The sequence below is a fragment of the Mesobacillus jeotgali genome (genome assembly GCF_031759225.1).
Classification (GTDB): Bacteria; Bacillota; Bacilli; order Bacillales; family Cytobacillaceae; genus Mesobacillus; species Mesobacillus jeotgali_B.
Window position 1 is genome coordinate 1,682,680 of record NZ_CP134494.1, and the last position, 14,655, is coordinate 1,697,334.

The 14,655-nt window shown below is 43.2% G+C and carries 19 protein-coding genes; all 19 read left to right on the plus strand.

The annotated features are described in order from the left end of the window. The first annotated feature begins 8 nt into the window (after positions 1-8). The 19 genes from fliG (at position 9) to flhB (ending at position 14,626) form a co-directional block, all read left to right on the plus strand. Complete coding sequence (gene fliG, locus RH061_RS08310; protein ID WP_167831751.1) at positions 9-1,025, plus strand: flagellar motor switch protein FliG; 1,017 nt, start codon at positions 9-11, stop codon at positions 1,023-1,025. Then, positions 1,009-1,779 (plus strand): flagellar assembly protein FliH, encoded by a 771-nt coding sequence (gene fliH, locus RH061_RS08315; RefSeq protein ID WP_311075300.1) that lies wholly within the window; start codon positions 1,009-1,011, stop codon positions 1,777-1,779. Before fliG ends, fliH begins: the two co-directional genes overlap by 17 nt. A gap of 17 nt (positions 1,780-1,796) precedes the next feature. Beyond that, positions 1,797-3,092, plus strand: coding sequence for a flagellar protein export ATPase FliI (fliI, locus tag RH061_RS08320; protein ID WP_396654889.1), 1,296 nt, complete (start codon positions 1,797-1,799; stop codon positions 3,090-3,092). Between the two features lie 7 nt (positions 3,093-3,099). Continuing rightward, positions 3,100-3,546, plus strand: coding sequence for a flagellar export protein FliJ (fliJ, locus tag RH061_RS08325; RefSeq protein ID WP_311075302.1), 447 nt, complete (start codon positions 3,100-3,102; stop codon positions 3,544-3,546). 4 nt (positions 3,547-3,550) lie between these two features. Continuing rightward, complete coding sequence (locus RH061_RS08330; RefSeq protein ID WP_311075303.1) at positions 3,551-4,150, plus strand: MotE family protein; 600 nt, start codon at positions 3,551-3,553, stop codon at positions 4,148-4,150. 29 nt (positions 4,151-4,179) lie between these two features. Further along, a complete protein-coding gene (locus RH061_RS08335) occupies positions 4,180-5,409 on the plus strand; it encodes a flagellar hook-length control protein FliK (protein WP_311075305.1) in 1,230 nt (409 codons plus the stop codon). A 10-nt stretch (positions 5,410-5,419) separates the two neighbouring features. Then, positions 5,420-6,049, plus strand: coding sequence for a flagellar hook assembly protein FlgD (gene flgD / locus RH061_RS08340; protein WP_311075306.1), 630 nt, complete (start codon positions 5,420-5,422; stop codon positions 6,047-6,049). 17 nt (positions 6,050-6,066) lie between these two features. Continuing rightward, positions 6,067-6,456, plus strand: coding sequence for a TIGR02530 family flagellar biosynthesis protein (locus RH061_RS08345; RefSeq protein ID WP_311075308.1), 390 nt, complete (start codon positions 6,067-6,069; stop codon positions 6,454-6,456). Positions 6,457-6,537: 81 nt separating this feature from the next. Then, positions 6,538-7,761: a flagellar hook protein FlgE gene (locus RH061_RS08350; protein ID WP_311075310.1), complete on the plus strand. Its 1,224-nt coding sequence runs from the start codon at positions 6,538-6,540 to the stop codon at positions 7,759-7,761. Positions 7,762-7,815: 54 nt separating this feature from the next. Further along, on the plus strand, positions 7,816-8,037 hold the full coding sequence (locus RH061_RS08355; RefSeq protein ID WP_311075312.1) for a flagellar FlbD family protein: 222 nt from the start codon (positions 7,816-7,818) through the stop codon (positions 8,035-8,037). After that, positions 8,027-8,455, plus strand: coding sequence for a flagellar basal body-associated protein FliL (gene fliL / locus RH061_RS08360; RefSeq protein WP_311075314.1), 429 nt, complete (start codon positions 8,027-8,029; stop codon positions 8,453-8,455). The genes RH061_RS08355 and fliL overlap by 11 nt, the downstream gene beginning before the upstream one ends. 41 nt (positions 8,456-8,496) lie before the next feature. Continuing rightward, positions 8,497-9,498, plus strand: a complete 1,002-nt coding sequence (gene fliM, locus RH061_RS08365; RefSeq protein WP_311075316.1) for a flagellar motor switch protein FliM — start codon at positions 8,497-8,499, stop codon at positions 9,496-9,498. Beyond that, the gene (gene fliY / locus RH061_RS08370; protein ID WP_311076323.1) at positions 9,485-10,750 is read left to right on the plus strand and encodes a flagellar motor switch phosphatase FliY; all 1,266 of its coding nucleotides are present in this window, start codon (positions 9,485-9,487) and stop codon (positions 10,748-10,750) included. Before fliM ends, fliY begins: the two co-directional genes overlap by 14 nt. Positions 10,751-10,768: 18 nt before the next feature. Further along, positions 10,769-11,131 (plus strand): response regulator, encoded by a 363-nt coding sequence (locus RH061_RS08375; protein WP_079508438.1) that lies wholly within the window; start codon positions 10,769-10,771, stop codon positions 11,129-11,131. 20 nt (positions 11,132-11,151) lie between these two features. Further along, positions 11,152-11,817 (plus strand): flagellar biosynthetic protein FliO, encoded by a 666-nt coding sequence (locus RH061_RS08380; protein ID WP_396654864.1) that lies wholly within the window; start codon positions 11,152-11,154, stop codon positions 11,815-11,817. Next, positions 11,810-12,475: a flagellar type III secretion system pore protein FliP gene (gene fliP / locus RH061_RS08385; RefSeq protein ID WP_167831739.1), complete on the plus strand. Its 666-nt coding sequence runs from the start codon at positions 11,810-11,812 to the stop codon at positions 12,473-12,475. Before RH061_RS08380 ends, fliP begins: the two co-directional genes overlap by 8 nt. 14 nt (positions 12,476-12,489) lie before the next feature. After that, positions 12,490-12,759, plus strand: a complete 270-nt coding sequence (gene fliQ / locus RH061_RS08390) for a flagellar biosynthesis protein FliQ (RefSeq protein WP_167831738.1) — start codon at positions 12,490-12,492, stop codon at positions 12,757-12,759. 4 nt (positions 12,760-12,763) lie between these two features. Continuing rightward, entirely contained in the window at positions 12,764-13,540 is a 777-nt protein-coding gene (gene fliR, locus RH061_RS08395; RefSeq protein WP_311075320.1) for a flagellar biosynthetic protein FliR, read from the plus strand. After that, the gene (gene flhB / locus RH061_RS08400; protein WP_311075321.1) at positions 13,541-14,626 is read left to right on the plus strand and encodes a flagellar biosynthesis protein FlhB; all 1,086 of its coding nucleotides are present in this window, start codon (positions 13,541-13,543) and stop codon (positions 14,624-14,626) included. Positions 14,627-14,655: the final 29 nt, after the last annotated feature.

Consider the following 14,655-nt stretch of genomic DNA (forward strand, 5'->3'; position numbering starts at 1 on the left):
GAGGCTCAATGGTGAGGAAAGACCAAAAAGAATTAACAGGCAAACAGAAAGCTGCAATCCTCCTGATCTCACTTGGACCAGATGTTTCTGCTTCGGTTTATAAGCATTTAAGTGAAGAAGAAATCGAGAAACTTACACTTGAAATCTCTGGTGTGAAGAAGGTTGACTCGATGGCTAAGGAAGAAATTCTCGAAGAGTTCCACAGTATTGCTTTAGCGCAGGATTATATCACGCAAGGTGGAATCGGTTACGCGAAAACCGTTTTGGAAAAAGCTCTGGGAACCGACCAGGCAGCCGTAATCATTAATAGATTGACCTCATCGCTGCAAGTAAGGCCGTTTGATTTTGCACGAAAAGCGGATGCAGGACAAATACTCAATTTCATTCAAAACGAGCATCCGCAAACGATTGCCCTTATACTTTCTTATTTAGACTCGGCTCAAGCCGGCCAGATTTTATCTGAACTGCCGCAGGAAGTCCAGGCGGATATTGCCCGTCGTATTGCGGTGATGGACAGTACGTCACCCGAAATAATCAATGAGGTGGAACAGATTCTTGAAAGGAAGCTTTCGGCCACTGTTACACAAGACTATACACAAACCGGAGGCATTGAGGCTGTTGTTGATGTTTTGAACGGGGTAGACCGGGCAACAGAGCGCACAATTCTCGATGCACTGGAAATCCAGGACCCAGAACTCGCCGAGGAAATCAAAAAGCGGATGTTCGTGTTCGAAGATATCGTTACACTGGATAATCGAGCAATTCAGCGCGTGATCAGAGATTGTGAAAACGAAGATCTCATGCTTGCTCTTAAAGTATCAAGTGATGAAGTGAAAGAGATTGTCTTCAAGAATATGTCTAAGCGCATGGTAGAAACCTTCCAGGATGAAATGGAATTCATGGGTCCTGTAAGGCTGCGGGATGTTGAAGAAGCACAGTCCAGGATTGTCGCGATCATCAGACGTCTGGAAGAAGCTGGTGAAATCGTCATCGCCCGTGGCGGAGGAGATGATATCATTGTCTAGGCTTATCAAATCTCAATACACGAGTACAGTGTCTGCAGAAAAAAAGGTTATTTCCATACGAATACTGGAAGCAACGAACCAACAAGATGTTCCACAGGTCTTCACTCATACAGAAGATGAGAGAAGGAGAATCCTTGATAACGCTTCAGCAGAAGCAAATCGCATTGTCTCCAGGGCTAAGGAAGAAGCAGAGCAGATCCGGCAGCAGATTCATCAGGAAAAGCTGGAATGGGAGCAGCAAAGATCTCTATTAGCCGAGGAATCAAGGCAAATTGGATTTGAGCAAGGCTATCAAGAAGGCCAAAACCAAGGTTACGCAGAATACCGTCAATCAATCATGTTTGCTCAGGAAACGGTGGATGCAGCAAAACGGGATTACCAAAATCATATAGACTCATCCGAAAAGGTCGTTCTTGATCTTGGAGTGAAAATTGCTGGAAAAATACTTGGTGAGAAACTGGCTGCAGATGAAGGTTTTCTTCCGCTTGTGAAACGAGCCTTGAAAAACTCGAGAGATGATAAGGATATCCAGCTGCATGTACATCCAAAACATTACCAGGAATTGATTGCTCATAAAGAAGAACTGATTGCCATCTTCCCAAAGGATATTGATTTTTATATCTACCCGGATGATGATCTGGTGGAGACAGCTTGTATCATCGAATCGGAAAATGGCAGGATTGACGCAAGTGTAGACAGCCAATTGGAAGAAATCAAAATTAAGCTGTTTGAATTGCTGGAGAGTGAACAATAGTGAAGGCCAAGGATCTAATGGAGCATGTCGATTTTTTGGATAGTTTTAAACGTTACGGACGTGTTAAAAGAGTTGTTGGCTTGATGATTGAATCCCAGGGTCCTGAAAGTTCAATAGGTGATGTTTGCTTCATTCATGTAGGAACCAAGAAAAAACGCAAAATCCAGGCGGAGGTTGTCGGGTTTAAAGATGAAAGTGTCATCTTGATGCCGTATACATCTATCCATGATATATCACCAGGCAGTCTCGTAGAAACGACAATGAAACCGCTCGAAATCAAGGCGGGACCTGGTCTGATCGGGAAAGTCGTTGATTCTCTGGGAGTTCCGCTCGACCAAACCAGTTTGCCGAAAGGACTGGCAGCCGTTCCCACTGAACAAGATCCTCCCAACCCTTTGAGCAGACCGCCAATCTCGGAACCAATCGAAGTTGGAGTAAGGATGATTGACAGCCTGCTCACAGTTGGCAGCGGCCAGCGTGTTGGGATCTTTGCTGGAAGTGGTGTAGGGAAAAGTACGTTATTGGGAATGATTGCCCGAAATACAAAAGCAGACCTGAATGTTATTGGGCTGATTGGTGAACGCGGCAGGGAAGTCAGGGAATTCATTGAACGTGACCTAGGGCCGGAAGGGTTGAAGCGCTCAATTGTGGTTGTCGCAACTTCTGACCAGCCTGCACTGATGCGAATAAAAGGTGCCTACACAGCAACAGCCATCGCAGAGTATTTTCGCGACAAAGGGTTGAACGTCATGTTGATGATGGATTCTGTTACACGGGTAGCCATGGCGCAGCGTGAAGTAGGGCTGGCAGTTGGTGAGCCTCCTACCACAAAAGGCTACACTCCTTCCGTATTCGCCATTCTTTCAAGGCTTCTCGAGAGGACAGGGACAAATGAATTTGGTTCGATAACAGGGTTTTACACCGTGCTGGTGGATGGTGATGACATGAATGAACCAATTGCCGACACGGTGCGGGGAATCCTGGATGGACACTTTGTATTGGACAGGGATTTAGCGAATAAGGGCCAATACCCAGCAGTGAACGTTTTAAAAAGCATTAGCAGAATCATGAACAATATCGTTTCGGATGAACATGTGAAAGCAGCAGAAAGATTGAGGGAATTATTAAGCACCTATATCAATGCCGAGGACCTAATCAATATCGGTGCATATAAAAAAGGAACATCTGCCGAAATAGATGAAGCGATTATGAGATACCCTCAGATACTGAATTTTTTAAAACAAGGGACCAATGAAAGAGTTTCAATCAATGAAAGTGTCCAGGCTTTATTGCAGTTAGTAAGGAAAGGTTGATGGTTCAATGCGTTATCAATATAAGTTTGATAAAATCCTTTCTCTCAAGACAAGGGAAGTGGATGAAGCTCAAGTCGTTTACCAGGATTCAGTCAAAAAATTCGAAGAAGCTGCTGACAGGCTCTATCATCTCCTTAAGAAAAAAGAAGATCTTGAGAGTTTCCAATCAGACCGGCTACTGGATGGTTTGCCAGTCCAGGAAATACGACACCATCAACAGTTTATCGGAAATCTTGAAAAATCAATTGATCACTATCAAAAAGTCGTGATGAACGCGAGAAATATCATGAATTTTCAACAAGTGAAGCTGATGGAAAAAAATCAGGAAGTAAAGAAGTACGAAAAAATCAAAGAGAAAGACCATCTTCAATTTCTTGCAGCTGAAAAATATGCAGAAAACATGATGATGGACGAAGTCTCGATTCAGCAATACATGAACCGGGAAATTAGGTGATGAAATGGCACAGAATGTGGAGGAAAAGGAAAGTCAGGAAGACAATAAGTTCCATGCGTTTTTAATGGTGGTGGCTATACCAAGCCTGTTTGCGGTCGTAATTGCACTGGTTGCTCTTTCGATCCTGGGAATCAATATTTTTGAAACAGCCAAAGACATAGGAGGCAAGTTGCCTTTCATCTCTCAGTACGTGAAGGAAGAAAACCAGCCATCTACCGAGGAATTCGAAAGGAATATCATCAGTCTTGAAGCGGAAATTAAAGACCGGGAAGCAAAAATGGACCAACTGCAGTCGAAAATCGACAGCAAGGATACACAGTTAAAACGAATGGAACTGGAAAAAGCACAGCTGCAAGCACAAATCGAGGAATTGACAGCAATCCAGGAAGAAAATAAGCGAGCCTTCCGGGAGATCGTCAAAACCTATGAAACAATGTCAGCTAAAAGCGCTGCGCCGATCATTTCCAATATGGAAACGGGAGAAGCGGTAAAGATTCTGACCAATATCAAGCCAGAATCACTTGCTGCCATCATGGAAAAGCTCCCGGCCGAAGAAGCGGCGAAGTATACAGAATTATTGACAAACGAAACGAGCGGAAACTAGTTGTACTGGACTTGGGAGGAGGTGAGAAAATGCAAATAGGAGCACTTGGATCTGTTAATGCCCTCACGTTGGGAAACCAGAAAACAGTCCAAAAGGCAGGAGCTGAAGGAGGCTTTGCCGGATTTATGTCGACAGCTTTATCTGGTAAAACACATCAAGCCGCTGCAGAGGAAACTGGTAAAGCTGGAGAAAAGCTAGAGGCTCTTAGTGCGCTTGCAGAAATGATTAACGTAACGGATCTCGCAGAAATGGAAGATGGAATGAAGCTTTTGGATTCATTGACTTCGGAATCTGGGAATCTATTAAGTAAGGCGCTATCACACTTAGGGATTAATGAAGAAGATCTTAGGCTTTTTATCCAAAAGTGGTCCACTAATGAAGAAGGATTGAACATTGCCTCTGACGATGAGCTGCTGTCATCTTTAGCGCTTATTCTATCAGGGATTGCCAATAAGTCTGGAGATGAATTATTGGGGAAGTTAGACAAAAGTGATGTACAAGCCTTAAAGGCATTAAAGCTAATTGAATTAATGAGCAGATATGCTGATGGCCAGGTATCAACAACCTCTGATTCTTTAAAGGAATCGCTGAAAAACCTTGGTGAATCACTAAAGGGCCTTTTGGAAACAAATCATAACAATGCCCATGCAGATTATTTACAAAAACGTTTTACCCAGTTAGCAAGGGAACTAAACCTTGTTACGAAACAAACGTTTACTGAAGTTGCTAGTTTCGTAGACCAAAACTCTGGTTTAAAGACGGACGGGCCAGCAGCTACACTTGGTTTCCTGCCACAAATGACAAGGGTAGAGCAGCTGGTATTAACGATGAGCAGCCCGGAAAGGCCAGTTTCAGCAGAACAGCTCATGAAGCAATTTGAGTCGATTCTGGCTAAATCGCAATTCATGAACAATGGGGGAACACAAAAATTATTCATCAAATTATTCCCTGAGCATCTGGGCAGCATCCGCATCGAGATTTTGCAGAGGGACCAAAGTATGATGGCGAGAATTATTACTTCAACTGGTACGGCGAAAGAAACGCTTGAAGCACAAATCAATGGACTGAAGCAGGCATTTGCAGCGCAGAACCTTTCCGTGGATAAGATTGAGGTGACTCAGCAGCAGCAGGAACGATTCCTGAGTAAGGATTCGGAGCAGCAGCAGAGACAGCCAGACAGAGGTCAGCAAGAAAAGAAAGATGAAAAGAGGGACTTTAATCTCTCCTTTGAAGAAGCACTGTTAAATACTGAAGTTTAGGAGATAGACAATGGTGAATACGATTAATTCTACTTATTTGCTGTCCAATCTTCAAAAGGACAGGAAAGCTGGTTCGGATATTCTTGGGAAAGATGACTTTTTAAAAATCCTGATGACCCAGCTGCAGAACCAGGATCCTATGAACCCGATGCAGGATAAAGATTTTATTGCTCAAATGGCGACATTTTCAACTCTAGAGCAAATCACGAATATGGGTAAGTCAATCGACAGATTTGTGCAGGCTGAACAGCAGAATAAAATGATATCCTACAGCCAGTTCGTGGGCAAGGATGTTACCTGGCACAAGATAGAGAGTGCCAATGGTGAGGAAACCGTAAAACAGGGGAATGGAAAAGTAGCTTCTGTCCAGTTCAAGGAAGATACTGTTTCATTTGTACTAGAAGACGGCACGACCCTGGAACCGGCGAATATTTCCCAGATCAATGAATTATCAAGTGAGAATCACATGCTGCAGGCGAGTATGTTGATAGGAAAGGCTGTTACTTATCTAGATGGAAATCAGCAAGAGAAATCAGCAAATGTCCTTTCAGTTTCCTTTAAGAACGGGAAAACATCCTATTTGCTGGATGATGAAAATGGCACAAGCATCATTTCTTCACAGATAACCAAAATTCAATAACACAAGGAAGTGATGTAATGGATAAAACGAATTTTCGTCCAATTCATTCACTGCCTGTTAACAGGAATCACCCAAAACCTGTAAAAGCCAATCCGTTAACACAAACACCTTTTTCCATTCAATTGCAGAGTGCAATTCAATCAAAGAATGGACTTACGATAAGCAAGCATGCAACTGAACGGATGGAGCAACGGGGAATCAATATATCCCAGGACCGCTGGAACAGGATTGAGGAAAAAGTTAGTCAGGCGAAGGCCAAGGGCGTGAGTGATTCGCTTGTACTGCTGAAAGACGCAGCGTTGATTGTCAGTGCTAAAAATAACACGGTCATCACAGCGATGGGCAGGCAGGAAGCAGCGGAACAAATATTCACCAATATCAATGGAACTATTGTAATGGAAAACTAAAAATGAATAGGCTGGACCTTTACGGAGGCCTGGGCTGTGGACTGATTGAAGCAGCCCCTAAATCGAAAGGAGTTATAAGAAATGCTTCGTTCAATGTACTCAGGAATCAGCGGAATGAAAAACTTCCAAACAAAACTTGATGTAATCGGCAACAATATTGCCAATGTAAATACCTACGGTTTCAAAAAGGGCCGTGTTACTTTTAAAGACACAATGAACCAAACGATTTCCGGCGCAAGTGCTGCTACGGAGAATAAGGGCGGAAAAAACCCAATGCAGGTTGGGCTCGGTTCCACGATTGCCAGCATCGACTTGATCGATACACAATCCAGCTTGCAGACAACAGGGCGCGCACTCGACCTCGCGATCTCAGGTGATGGCTATTTCGTTGTAAAACAAGGCCAATCCCAAATGTACACACGTGCCGGAAACTTCTATTTGGATGATAACGGAACACTCGTTACTGGTGAGGGCTTGAAGGTGCAATCCTATAATGAAATTGGTCAGTTGGAAGATATCACTGTCAATGTAAATGCTTTGTTGCCTGCTAAACAGACGACTGAGCTTGTGATGAAGGGTAACCTTCCGAAGGATGCTAAGGGTAATTCTGAATTGCTTCAGCAAATCAAGGTTGTGGATGATCAAGGCATTGAGCACGTAATTGATTTGAAAATCTCGCCTGTTAACGCATCTCAAGGATCCTGGAATCTATCTTTTATAGATAGGTCAATCACTGTGGACCCTGATAATCCAAATGCCAATGTTGTTGAACAAACTATCACTATTCCAGATTATGATCCTGCCAATCCACCTGCAGATTTGCCACTGACCCTAAAGGTTAATGACGGGAATAATGGAGTCAGAAACCTGACTGTACAAATGCCAGTCAAGGATTTGACAAAAGAAGGCGGCAGCATGGACGCTAACGCTTACCCTGACGGCAACACCCAGGGCGCACTTGAAAGCTTCAACATTGGCTCTACTGGTGAAATTAATGGTGTTTTCTCAAATGGTCTGGTTTTGACACTTGGTCAATTGGCACTTGCTAAATTCAGCAATCCATCAGGACTTTCCAAAGTAGGAAATAACACATTCCAGGAATCGGTTAACTCAGGAACGGCCAATATCAATGTTGCTGGTGAAGGAAGAGGATCCATTGCGGCTGGAGCGCTTGAAATGTCCAATGTAGACCTTTCTGAGGAATTTACTGAAATGATTACGGCTCAGCGTGGTTTCCAGGCAAACACAAGAATCATTACAACATCTGATGAAATCCTCCAGGAGCTCGTAAACTTAAAACGATAGACTAGGAGAGGAGCAGGGCTAATAGGGTCATCCTTTTAGCCCCTGTGAATTAATGTGATCAAAGTAACGAAATTAAACGGCAAATCATTTAGGATTAATTCATTATTTATCGAAGTAGTGGAGGCTTTTCCAGATACAACGATTACTTTAACCAATGGACGAAAGTATGTCGTAAAGGAAAGCGAAGAAGAAGTGAGCAAGTTGATCAAGGAATTTTATAAGAGTGTCGGCCTTCTTGGAGGGCGAATGGTGGAGGAACAGAATCATGAAGAATAATAAGCTAGTAATGATTATGTCGGTCATGCTGGTAGCCATTTTACTCGTAGGGACTGTAGCAGTTGTAGCAGTTATGAAACTTACGGCTGAAGATGGTGAAAAAGAGCCAAGCATCGATGAGGTGCTGGAGGCTTCCGTAGACATTCCCGAGGTCACGACGAACCTTGCATCGAATGATTTTATTAAAATATCTTTTAAAATTGAAACAGACGGCAAAAAAGCTAAGGAAGAGTTGGAAAAGAGAGATTTCCAGGTGAAAAACCTGATTATTTATGAACTATCCGAGAAAAAGGCAGAAGAGCTGCAAGGCAAGGAAGGCAAGATGAACCTTGAAGAAACCCTCAAAGCGAAGATAAATGGCCTGATGCTTGACGGAAAGGTCGAAAAGGTCTACATAACAGGTTCTCTCCTCCAATAACAGATGAATGAAATTTACGTAACCATATGGAGGTGAGGAGTGTGTCGGGAGAGGTACTATCGCAAAGCGAAATTGATGCTTTGTTATCAGCATTATCAACAGGTGAAATGGATGCCGATGAATTAAAGAAGGAACAAGTAGAGAAAAGGGTTAAAGTTTATGATTTTAGAAGAGCTCTGCGTTTCTCGAAGGATCAAATCCGCAGCCTTACCCGGATCCATGAAAACTTTGCCAGGTTATTGACTACTTTTTTCTCCGCTCAGTTGAGGACATATGTCAATATTACTGTCGCATCCGCTGATCAAATTCCTTATGAGGAATTCATCCGCTCCATTCCAAAGATGACAATCTTGAATGTCTTTGATGTAGAACCACTCGAGGGCAGGATCCTGATGGAGGTTAATCCCAACATTGCCTACGCAATGATGGACAGGCTGCTAGGAGGAAAAGGCGCAAGCCATAACAAAGTTGACAGCTTGACAGAGATCGAGACCAGGATCATGTCTAATATGTTTGAGAAAGCTTTTGAAAATTTCCGGGAGGCTTGGGGCTCGATTTCCGATATCGATCCGCAGCTTTCAGAATTCGAAATCAATCCGCAATTCTTGCAGATGGTTTCACCAAATGAAACCGTCGTGGTCATTTCACTGAATACCACAATCGGAGAAGCAAGCGGAATGATCAATATCTGTATTCCTCACGTGGTCCTTGAACCAATCATTCCTAAGTTATCAGTGAAATATTGGATGCAGTCCGATAAGAAACAAAGCTTGCCTATCGAAAATTCAGTACTGCAGAGTGAAATCCAGAAGGCTGATGTTTCAATTACAGCTGAGATAGGATCATCTGAAATCTCGGTCCAGGACTTCCTGATGCTTGATATAGGTGATGTAATTGAACTGAATCAGCAAATAGACCAGCCTTTACTGATAAAAGTCGGAGATATCCCTAAATTTGTTGGACAGCCAGGGAAATTGAACAAAAAATTAGCCATTCAAGTGTTTGATACATTTAAGGGGGGAGACGATGATGGTGAGCGATGACATGTTATCTCAAGATGAAATAGATGCGCTTCTAAGAGGAACATCTGATGAAGCAGAAGAAACTGAAAGTACAATGAACGTGGATGACTATTTTTCTTTCATGGAAAGAGATGCATTAGGAGAAATAGGCAATATATCATTCGGCAGTTCAGCCACGGCACTATCAACTTTACTGAACCAGAAGGTGGAAATTAATACTCCTACGGTTACAGTGGTGCACAAGTCAAAATTGGAAGATGCATTTCCAGATCCATATGTGGCCGTACAGGTTCATTACACAGAAGGTTTTACCGGCAGCAATATGCTTGTCATCCAGCAAAATGACGCGGCGATCATCGCCGACCTTATGCTTGGCGGTGATGGATTAAATCCAAGAGATTTACTTGATGAAATACAGCTAAGTGCCGTACAAGAGGCCATGAACCAGATGATGGGATCTGCAGCTACCTCAATGTCGACAGTATTTAGTAAAAGAGTGGATATTTCACCTCCCAATATCAATTTGTTGAATGTGGTTGAAGGGGAAGGCACTGAGTCGATTCCTGAAGATGATATTTTGGTGAAGGTATCATTCTCGTTGAAGATTGGCAATTTAATAGATTCAAATATTATGCAGCTTTTGCCAGTCACTTTCGCGAAGAGCCTGGTTGATGAACTATTGAATCCAGGAGCAGCCCAGGAGACAGTACCTGAAAAACCGGCTCCAGCTATCCCGGAAAGCAATCCGGTTGAACAAAGCCATGCTAGTCCAATACAGGAAAACCAAAATAATGCTTATTATCAGCCTGTGCAACAGCCGGAGTTTCAAGGACATCAGGAGCCAGCTTATTATCAGCAGCAAGCCTATCAGGGGATTCCGCAGGGACATGGATATTCCCAGCCTATGCAGTCAGGCCCTCAGCACTTTGGCAATGTAATGGCAGGTGCACAGCCTACGGTTCAGCCAGTAGTGTTTTCCAGCTTTGAGACGGTACAGCCGCAGCAGGCGGAAACAAAGAACCTGAATATGCTTCTTGATATCCCGCTGCAGGTGACAGTAGAACTCGGCAGGACGAAACGTTCAGTGAAAGATATCCTTGAACTCGGTTCAGGTTCAATCATTGAACTGGACAAACTCGCTGGAGAACCAGTCGATATCCTCGTTAACAACCGACTGATTGCCCAGGGTGAAGTTGTAGTCATCGATGAGAATTTTGGTGTCCGGGTTACCGATATAATCAGCCAGAGCGACCGCATTAAAAAATTAAAATAATCTTCAGGGGGAATTTCAATGGCGAACAAGATTTTAGTCGTAGATGATGCGGCTTTCATGAGAATGATGATTAAGGATATTTTGACGAAGAACGGCTTTGAGGTCGTCGCAGAAGCAGCAGATGGTGCACAGGCACTTGAGAAATACAAAGAATTCCAGCCTGACCTTGTCACAATGGATATAACCATGCCAGAAATGGATGGGATCACTTCATTAAAGGAAATCAAAAAAATCAATCCGAATGCAAAGGTTATCATGTGTTCAGCGATGGGCCAGCAAGCGATGGTCATCGATGCAATCCAGGCAGGCGCTAAAGATTTCATCGTTAAACCATTCCAGGCAGACCGCGTTATTGAAGCGATTTCCAAAACACTAGGTTAGTGAACAATATCATGTAGAGGGTGCGGCAATTGTTAAGATTAATCCGAACTGCCTCGACAATTCTTTTCTTATTAGCTGCTCTGTTCAGTCCAATTGGCTTGGCGAGCGCAGAGCAGCTAAATAAAAGCGTACAGGATTGTATGAAGAACCCTGAGTCGTGTGACGAAGGACAGGCAGATAAGACAACAAAGCAATCAGACGATACAAAATCCCAGGTAGGGGTCGGTTTCCTTGATTTTCTCAGGATGATCCTTGCTACAGCCTTTGTGGCAGCGTTAATATACTTCCTTCTCAAATTCATCAATAAGAAGAGCATCATGTATAAAAGCTCTCAGCTTGTTGAGAATCTCGGAGGTACCAGCCTTGGCGCAAACAGGTCAGTACAGATCGTCAAAGCTGGCAATAAACTGCTCATAGTGGGTGTGGGAGAAAATATACAGCTATTAAAAGAAATTGACGACCCGGAAGAGTACAGCCAAGTCATCCAGGAATATAACAATAAAATGGATCAGCTTGTGCAGCCAAGCGATATTGTGACAAGGTTGCTTAAAAGAGCGAAAAAAGATGGCGGCAATCAGCGTTCAGAGTTTTCCGCATTGCTGAAGAATCAGTTGAATGATATGGCGAGCGGAAGAAAGAAAATGCTTGAGGAGATACAAAAGAAAGGGTCAGAAAAAGATGAATGAGTTTATGGAGTTTTTCAACAGCAGTGCTCCTGAGAGTGTTTCGACATCCGTGAAGCTGATGCTCCTGCTGACTGTACTTTCGATTGCGCCAGGCATCTTGATTTTAATGACAAGTTTTACAAGGATCATCATCGTTCTTTCCTTTGTCAGAACGGCGCTTGCAACACAGCAGATGCCGCCTAACCAGGTGTTGGTCGGACTTGCGATGTTCCTTTCATTCTTTATCATGGCACCTACTTTCCATGAAGTGAATGAACAAGCTCTGACGCCTTTGTTTAATGAAGAAATCAATTTGGAGCAAGCGTATGACAGGGCTTCAATACCTTTCAAGGAATTCATGAGTGCCCATACGAGGCAGAAGGACTTAGCGTTATTTCTTGAATACTCTAAGGCGGACACACCTGAATCGGTTCAGGATATTCCCTTGACAGCTCTTGTTCCGGCATTTGCGATCAGTGAAATAAAAACTGCATTCCAAATCGGGTTCATGATTTTCATCCCCTTTCTGGTCATCGATATGGTAGTGGCTAGTGTCCTGATGTCGATGGGGATGATGATGCTTCCGCCAGTCATGATTTCACTTCCATTCAAGATCTTGCTTTTTGTCATGGTCGATGGATGGTATTTAGTCGTGAAATCATTATTACAAAGTTTTTAAGCAGGTGAATGAAAATGACATCAGAAGGTGTTATCTCAATAGCAGAACGAGGAATTTATACAGTTTTAATGATCTCAGGGCCTTTGTTGATTCTAGCGCTGGTCGTGGGTTTGATTGTCAGTATTTTTCAGGCTACTACGCAAATACAGGAGCAGACGCTGGCATTCGTTCCAAAGATTGTGGCCGTCCTGGTTGGAGTCATTTTCTTTGGTCCATGGATGCTAAGTTATATGCTGAGTTATGCGACTGAGATTTTTTCAAATCTTACAAGGTTTGTAGGCTGATGGGATGCTAGATTTCATTCCTTCGTTTCCGGCATTCCTGCTGATTTTTGTAAGGGTTACGTCCTTTTTCTTGATGATGCCTTTATTTTCATATCGGACGATTCCCGCCTCCCATAAAGTAGGGCTTGGATTCATGCTTTCTATCATAATGTTTACTTCAATAGGGGCGCCTGAAATCGCAATAGACAGCACTTATTTCCTGCTCGTCATCAAGGAAGCAATGGTTGGTTTATTCATAGGCTTTATTGCGGCATTAATGATGGCAGCCATACAGATTGCCGGGGGATTCATCGATTTCCAAATGGGCTTTGCGATTGCGAATGTCATCGATCCACAGACAGGGGCACAGAGTCCGTTGATGGGACAGTATCTATATACGATTGCTCTTTTGTTTTTATTGACAGTCAATGGCCATCATCTGTTGATAGACGGTATTTTTTACAGTTATAATTTCGTCCCGATCGATCAGGTGACAATTCCGTTTGGGAATGGAAATATCGCGGAATTCATCATCCTCTCTTTCAATAAAATGTTCATCATTGCCTTCCAGATGTCCTTGCCAGTGGTCGGCAGTTTGTTCCTGGTTGATGTTGCGCTCGGTATTGTAGCAAGGACCGTTCCGCAATTGAATATATTCGTGGTCGGGCTGCCGGTTAAAATCGCTGTCAGCTTTCTCGTACTTATTGCGGTGATGGGCGTGCTGATCATGGTGATATCGGATCTGTTTTCCACGACGCTTGCAACGATGAGAGGCTTGATGGAATTGATCGGAGGAGCTTAAATGGAATTTTTAAGGTTAGACCTGCAGTTTTTTGCAGGTGAGAAAACAGAAAAAGCGACTCCCAAAAAGAGACAGGACGCGCGGAAAAAAGGACAGGTTGCCAAAAGCCAGGATGTCAATACTGCCATTGTCCTGCTCTCTGTGTTTTTGTTTTTGATGTTCTTTGGCCAAGTGATGATGGAGAGGCTGATTGGAGTCCTTCGCCATTCGTTGCAGAATTATATGTTTATGGAATTGACTGCGAGTAATATCGAATCCATCGTTCTAGAAATATTGGCTGAATTGGTCATCTTCCTCGGTCCGGTCATGATTGTTGCGTTGATCGCAGGGGTGGCTGCTAATTACATGCAAGTCGGATTTATGTTCTCTACTGAAGCGATACAGATGAAGCTTGAGAAAATTAATCCGATCAGCGGTTTCAAAAGAATTTTTTCCATGAGAGCAATTGTCGAACTGCTAAAATCGATCCTCAAAATCACCTTTGTAGGTTTGATCGCTTTCTCAGTCCTGTGGTTGAGATTAGACGAGGTTCTTCTGCTCGCTAATAAGAGTGTTGGTGCGGCATTGGCAACCATTGCCGGGCTTACGCTGCAAATGGGCCTTTTTGCTTCCGGAGCATTGCTATTTTTATCATTATTGGACTATCTGTACCAAAAATATGATTATGAAAAAAGTATCCGTATGTCAAAGCAAGACTTGAAGGATGAGTATAAAAATATTGAAGGTGATCCTCTTGTCAAGTCTAAGATCAAGCAGAAGCAAAGAGAGATGGCAATGCGGCGGATGATGCAAGAAGTTCCCAAGGCGGATGTGGTCATTACGAATCCTACCCACTTCGCGATTGCGTTAAAGTATGACGAACAGAAGTCTGATGCCCCAATCGTAGTGGCGAAAGGTGTTGACTTTGTCGCACAGAAGATCAAATTGATTGCCAAGGAAAATGATATTATGTCTGTTGAGAATCGACCCCTGGCCAGGGCTTTATACAGCCAGGCTGAAATCGGTGATGCCATCCCAGAGGAATTTTTCAAGGCTGTGGCAGAAATCCTGGCCTATGTGTATCAAACAAAAAATAAAGTGCTGTAATTTTCAAGTAATGCAGTGTTAGGAGAATA

What these genes read in the sequence shown, in the direction of transcription:
- fliJ (WP_311075302.1), top strand. Translation starts at nt 3,100, where the DNA reads ATGCGTTATCAATATAAGTTTGATAAAATCCTTTCTCTCAAGACAAGG.
- RH061_RS08330 (WP_311075303.1), top strand. Translation starts at nt 3,551, where the DNA reads ATGGCACAGAATGTGGAGGAAAAGGAAAGTCAGGAAGACAATAAGTTC.
- RH061_RS08375 (WP_079508438.1), top strand. Translation starts at nt 10,769, where the DNA reads ATGGCGAACAAGATTTTAGTCGTAGATGATGCGGCTTTCATGAGAATG.
- fliI (WP_396654889.1), top strand. Translation starts at nt 1,797, where the DNA reads ATGGAGCATGTCGATTTTTTGGATAGTTTTAAACGTTACGGACGTGTT.
- RH061_RS08335 (WP_311075305.1), top strand. Translation starts at nt 4,180, where the DNA reads ATGCAAATAGGAGCACTTGGATCTGTTAATGCCCTCACGTTGGGAAAC.
- RH061_RS08350 (WP_311075310.1), top strand. Translation starts at nt 6,538, where the DNA reads ATGCTTCGTTCAATGTACTCAGGAATCAGCGGAATGAAAAACTTCCAA.
- flgD (WP_311075306.1), top strand. Translation starts at nt 5,420, where the DNA reads ATGGTGAATACGATTAATTCTACTTATTTGCTGTCCAATCTTCAAAAG.
- fliP (WP_167831739.1), top strand. Translation starts at nt 11,810, where the DNA reads ATGAATGAGTTTATGGAGTTTTTCAACAGCAGTGCTCCTGAGAGTGTT.
- fliH (WP_311075300.1), top strand. Translation starts at nt 1,009, where the DNA reads ATGATATCATTGTCTAGGCTTATCAAATCTCAATACACGAGTACAGTG.
- flhB (WP_311075321.1), top strand. Translation starts at nt 13,541, where the DNA reads ATGGAATTTTTAAGGTTAGACCTGCAGTTTTTTGCAGGTGAGAAAACA.
- fliL (WP_311075314.1), top strand. Translation starts at nt 8,027, where the DNA reads ATGAAGAATAATAAGCTAGTAATGATTATGTCGGTCATGCTGGTAGCC.
- fliR (WP_311075320.1), top strand. Translation starts at nt 12,764, where the DNA reads ATGCTAGATTTCATTCCTTCGTTTCCGGCATTCCTGCTGATTTTTGTA.
- fliQ (WP_167831738.1), top strand. Translation starts at nt 12,490, where the DNA reads ATGACATCAGAAGGTGTTATCTCAATAGCAGAACGAGGAATTTATACA.
- fliY (WP_311076323.1), top strand. Translation starts at nt 9,485, where the DNA reads ATGGTGAGCGATGACATGTTATCTCAAGATGAAATAGATGCGCTTCTA.
- RH061_RS08345 (WP_311075308.1), top strand. Translation starts at nt 6,067, where the DNA reads ATGGATAAAACGAATTTTCGTCCAATTCATTCACTGCCTGTTAACAGG.
- fliG (WP_167831751.1), top strand. Translation starts at nt 9, where the DNA reads ATGGTGAGGAAAGACCAAAAAGAATTAACAGGCAAACAGAAAGCTGCA.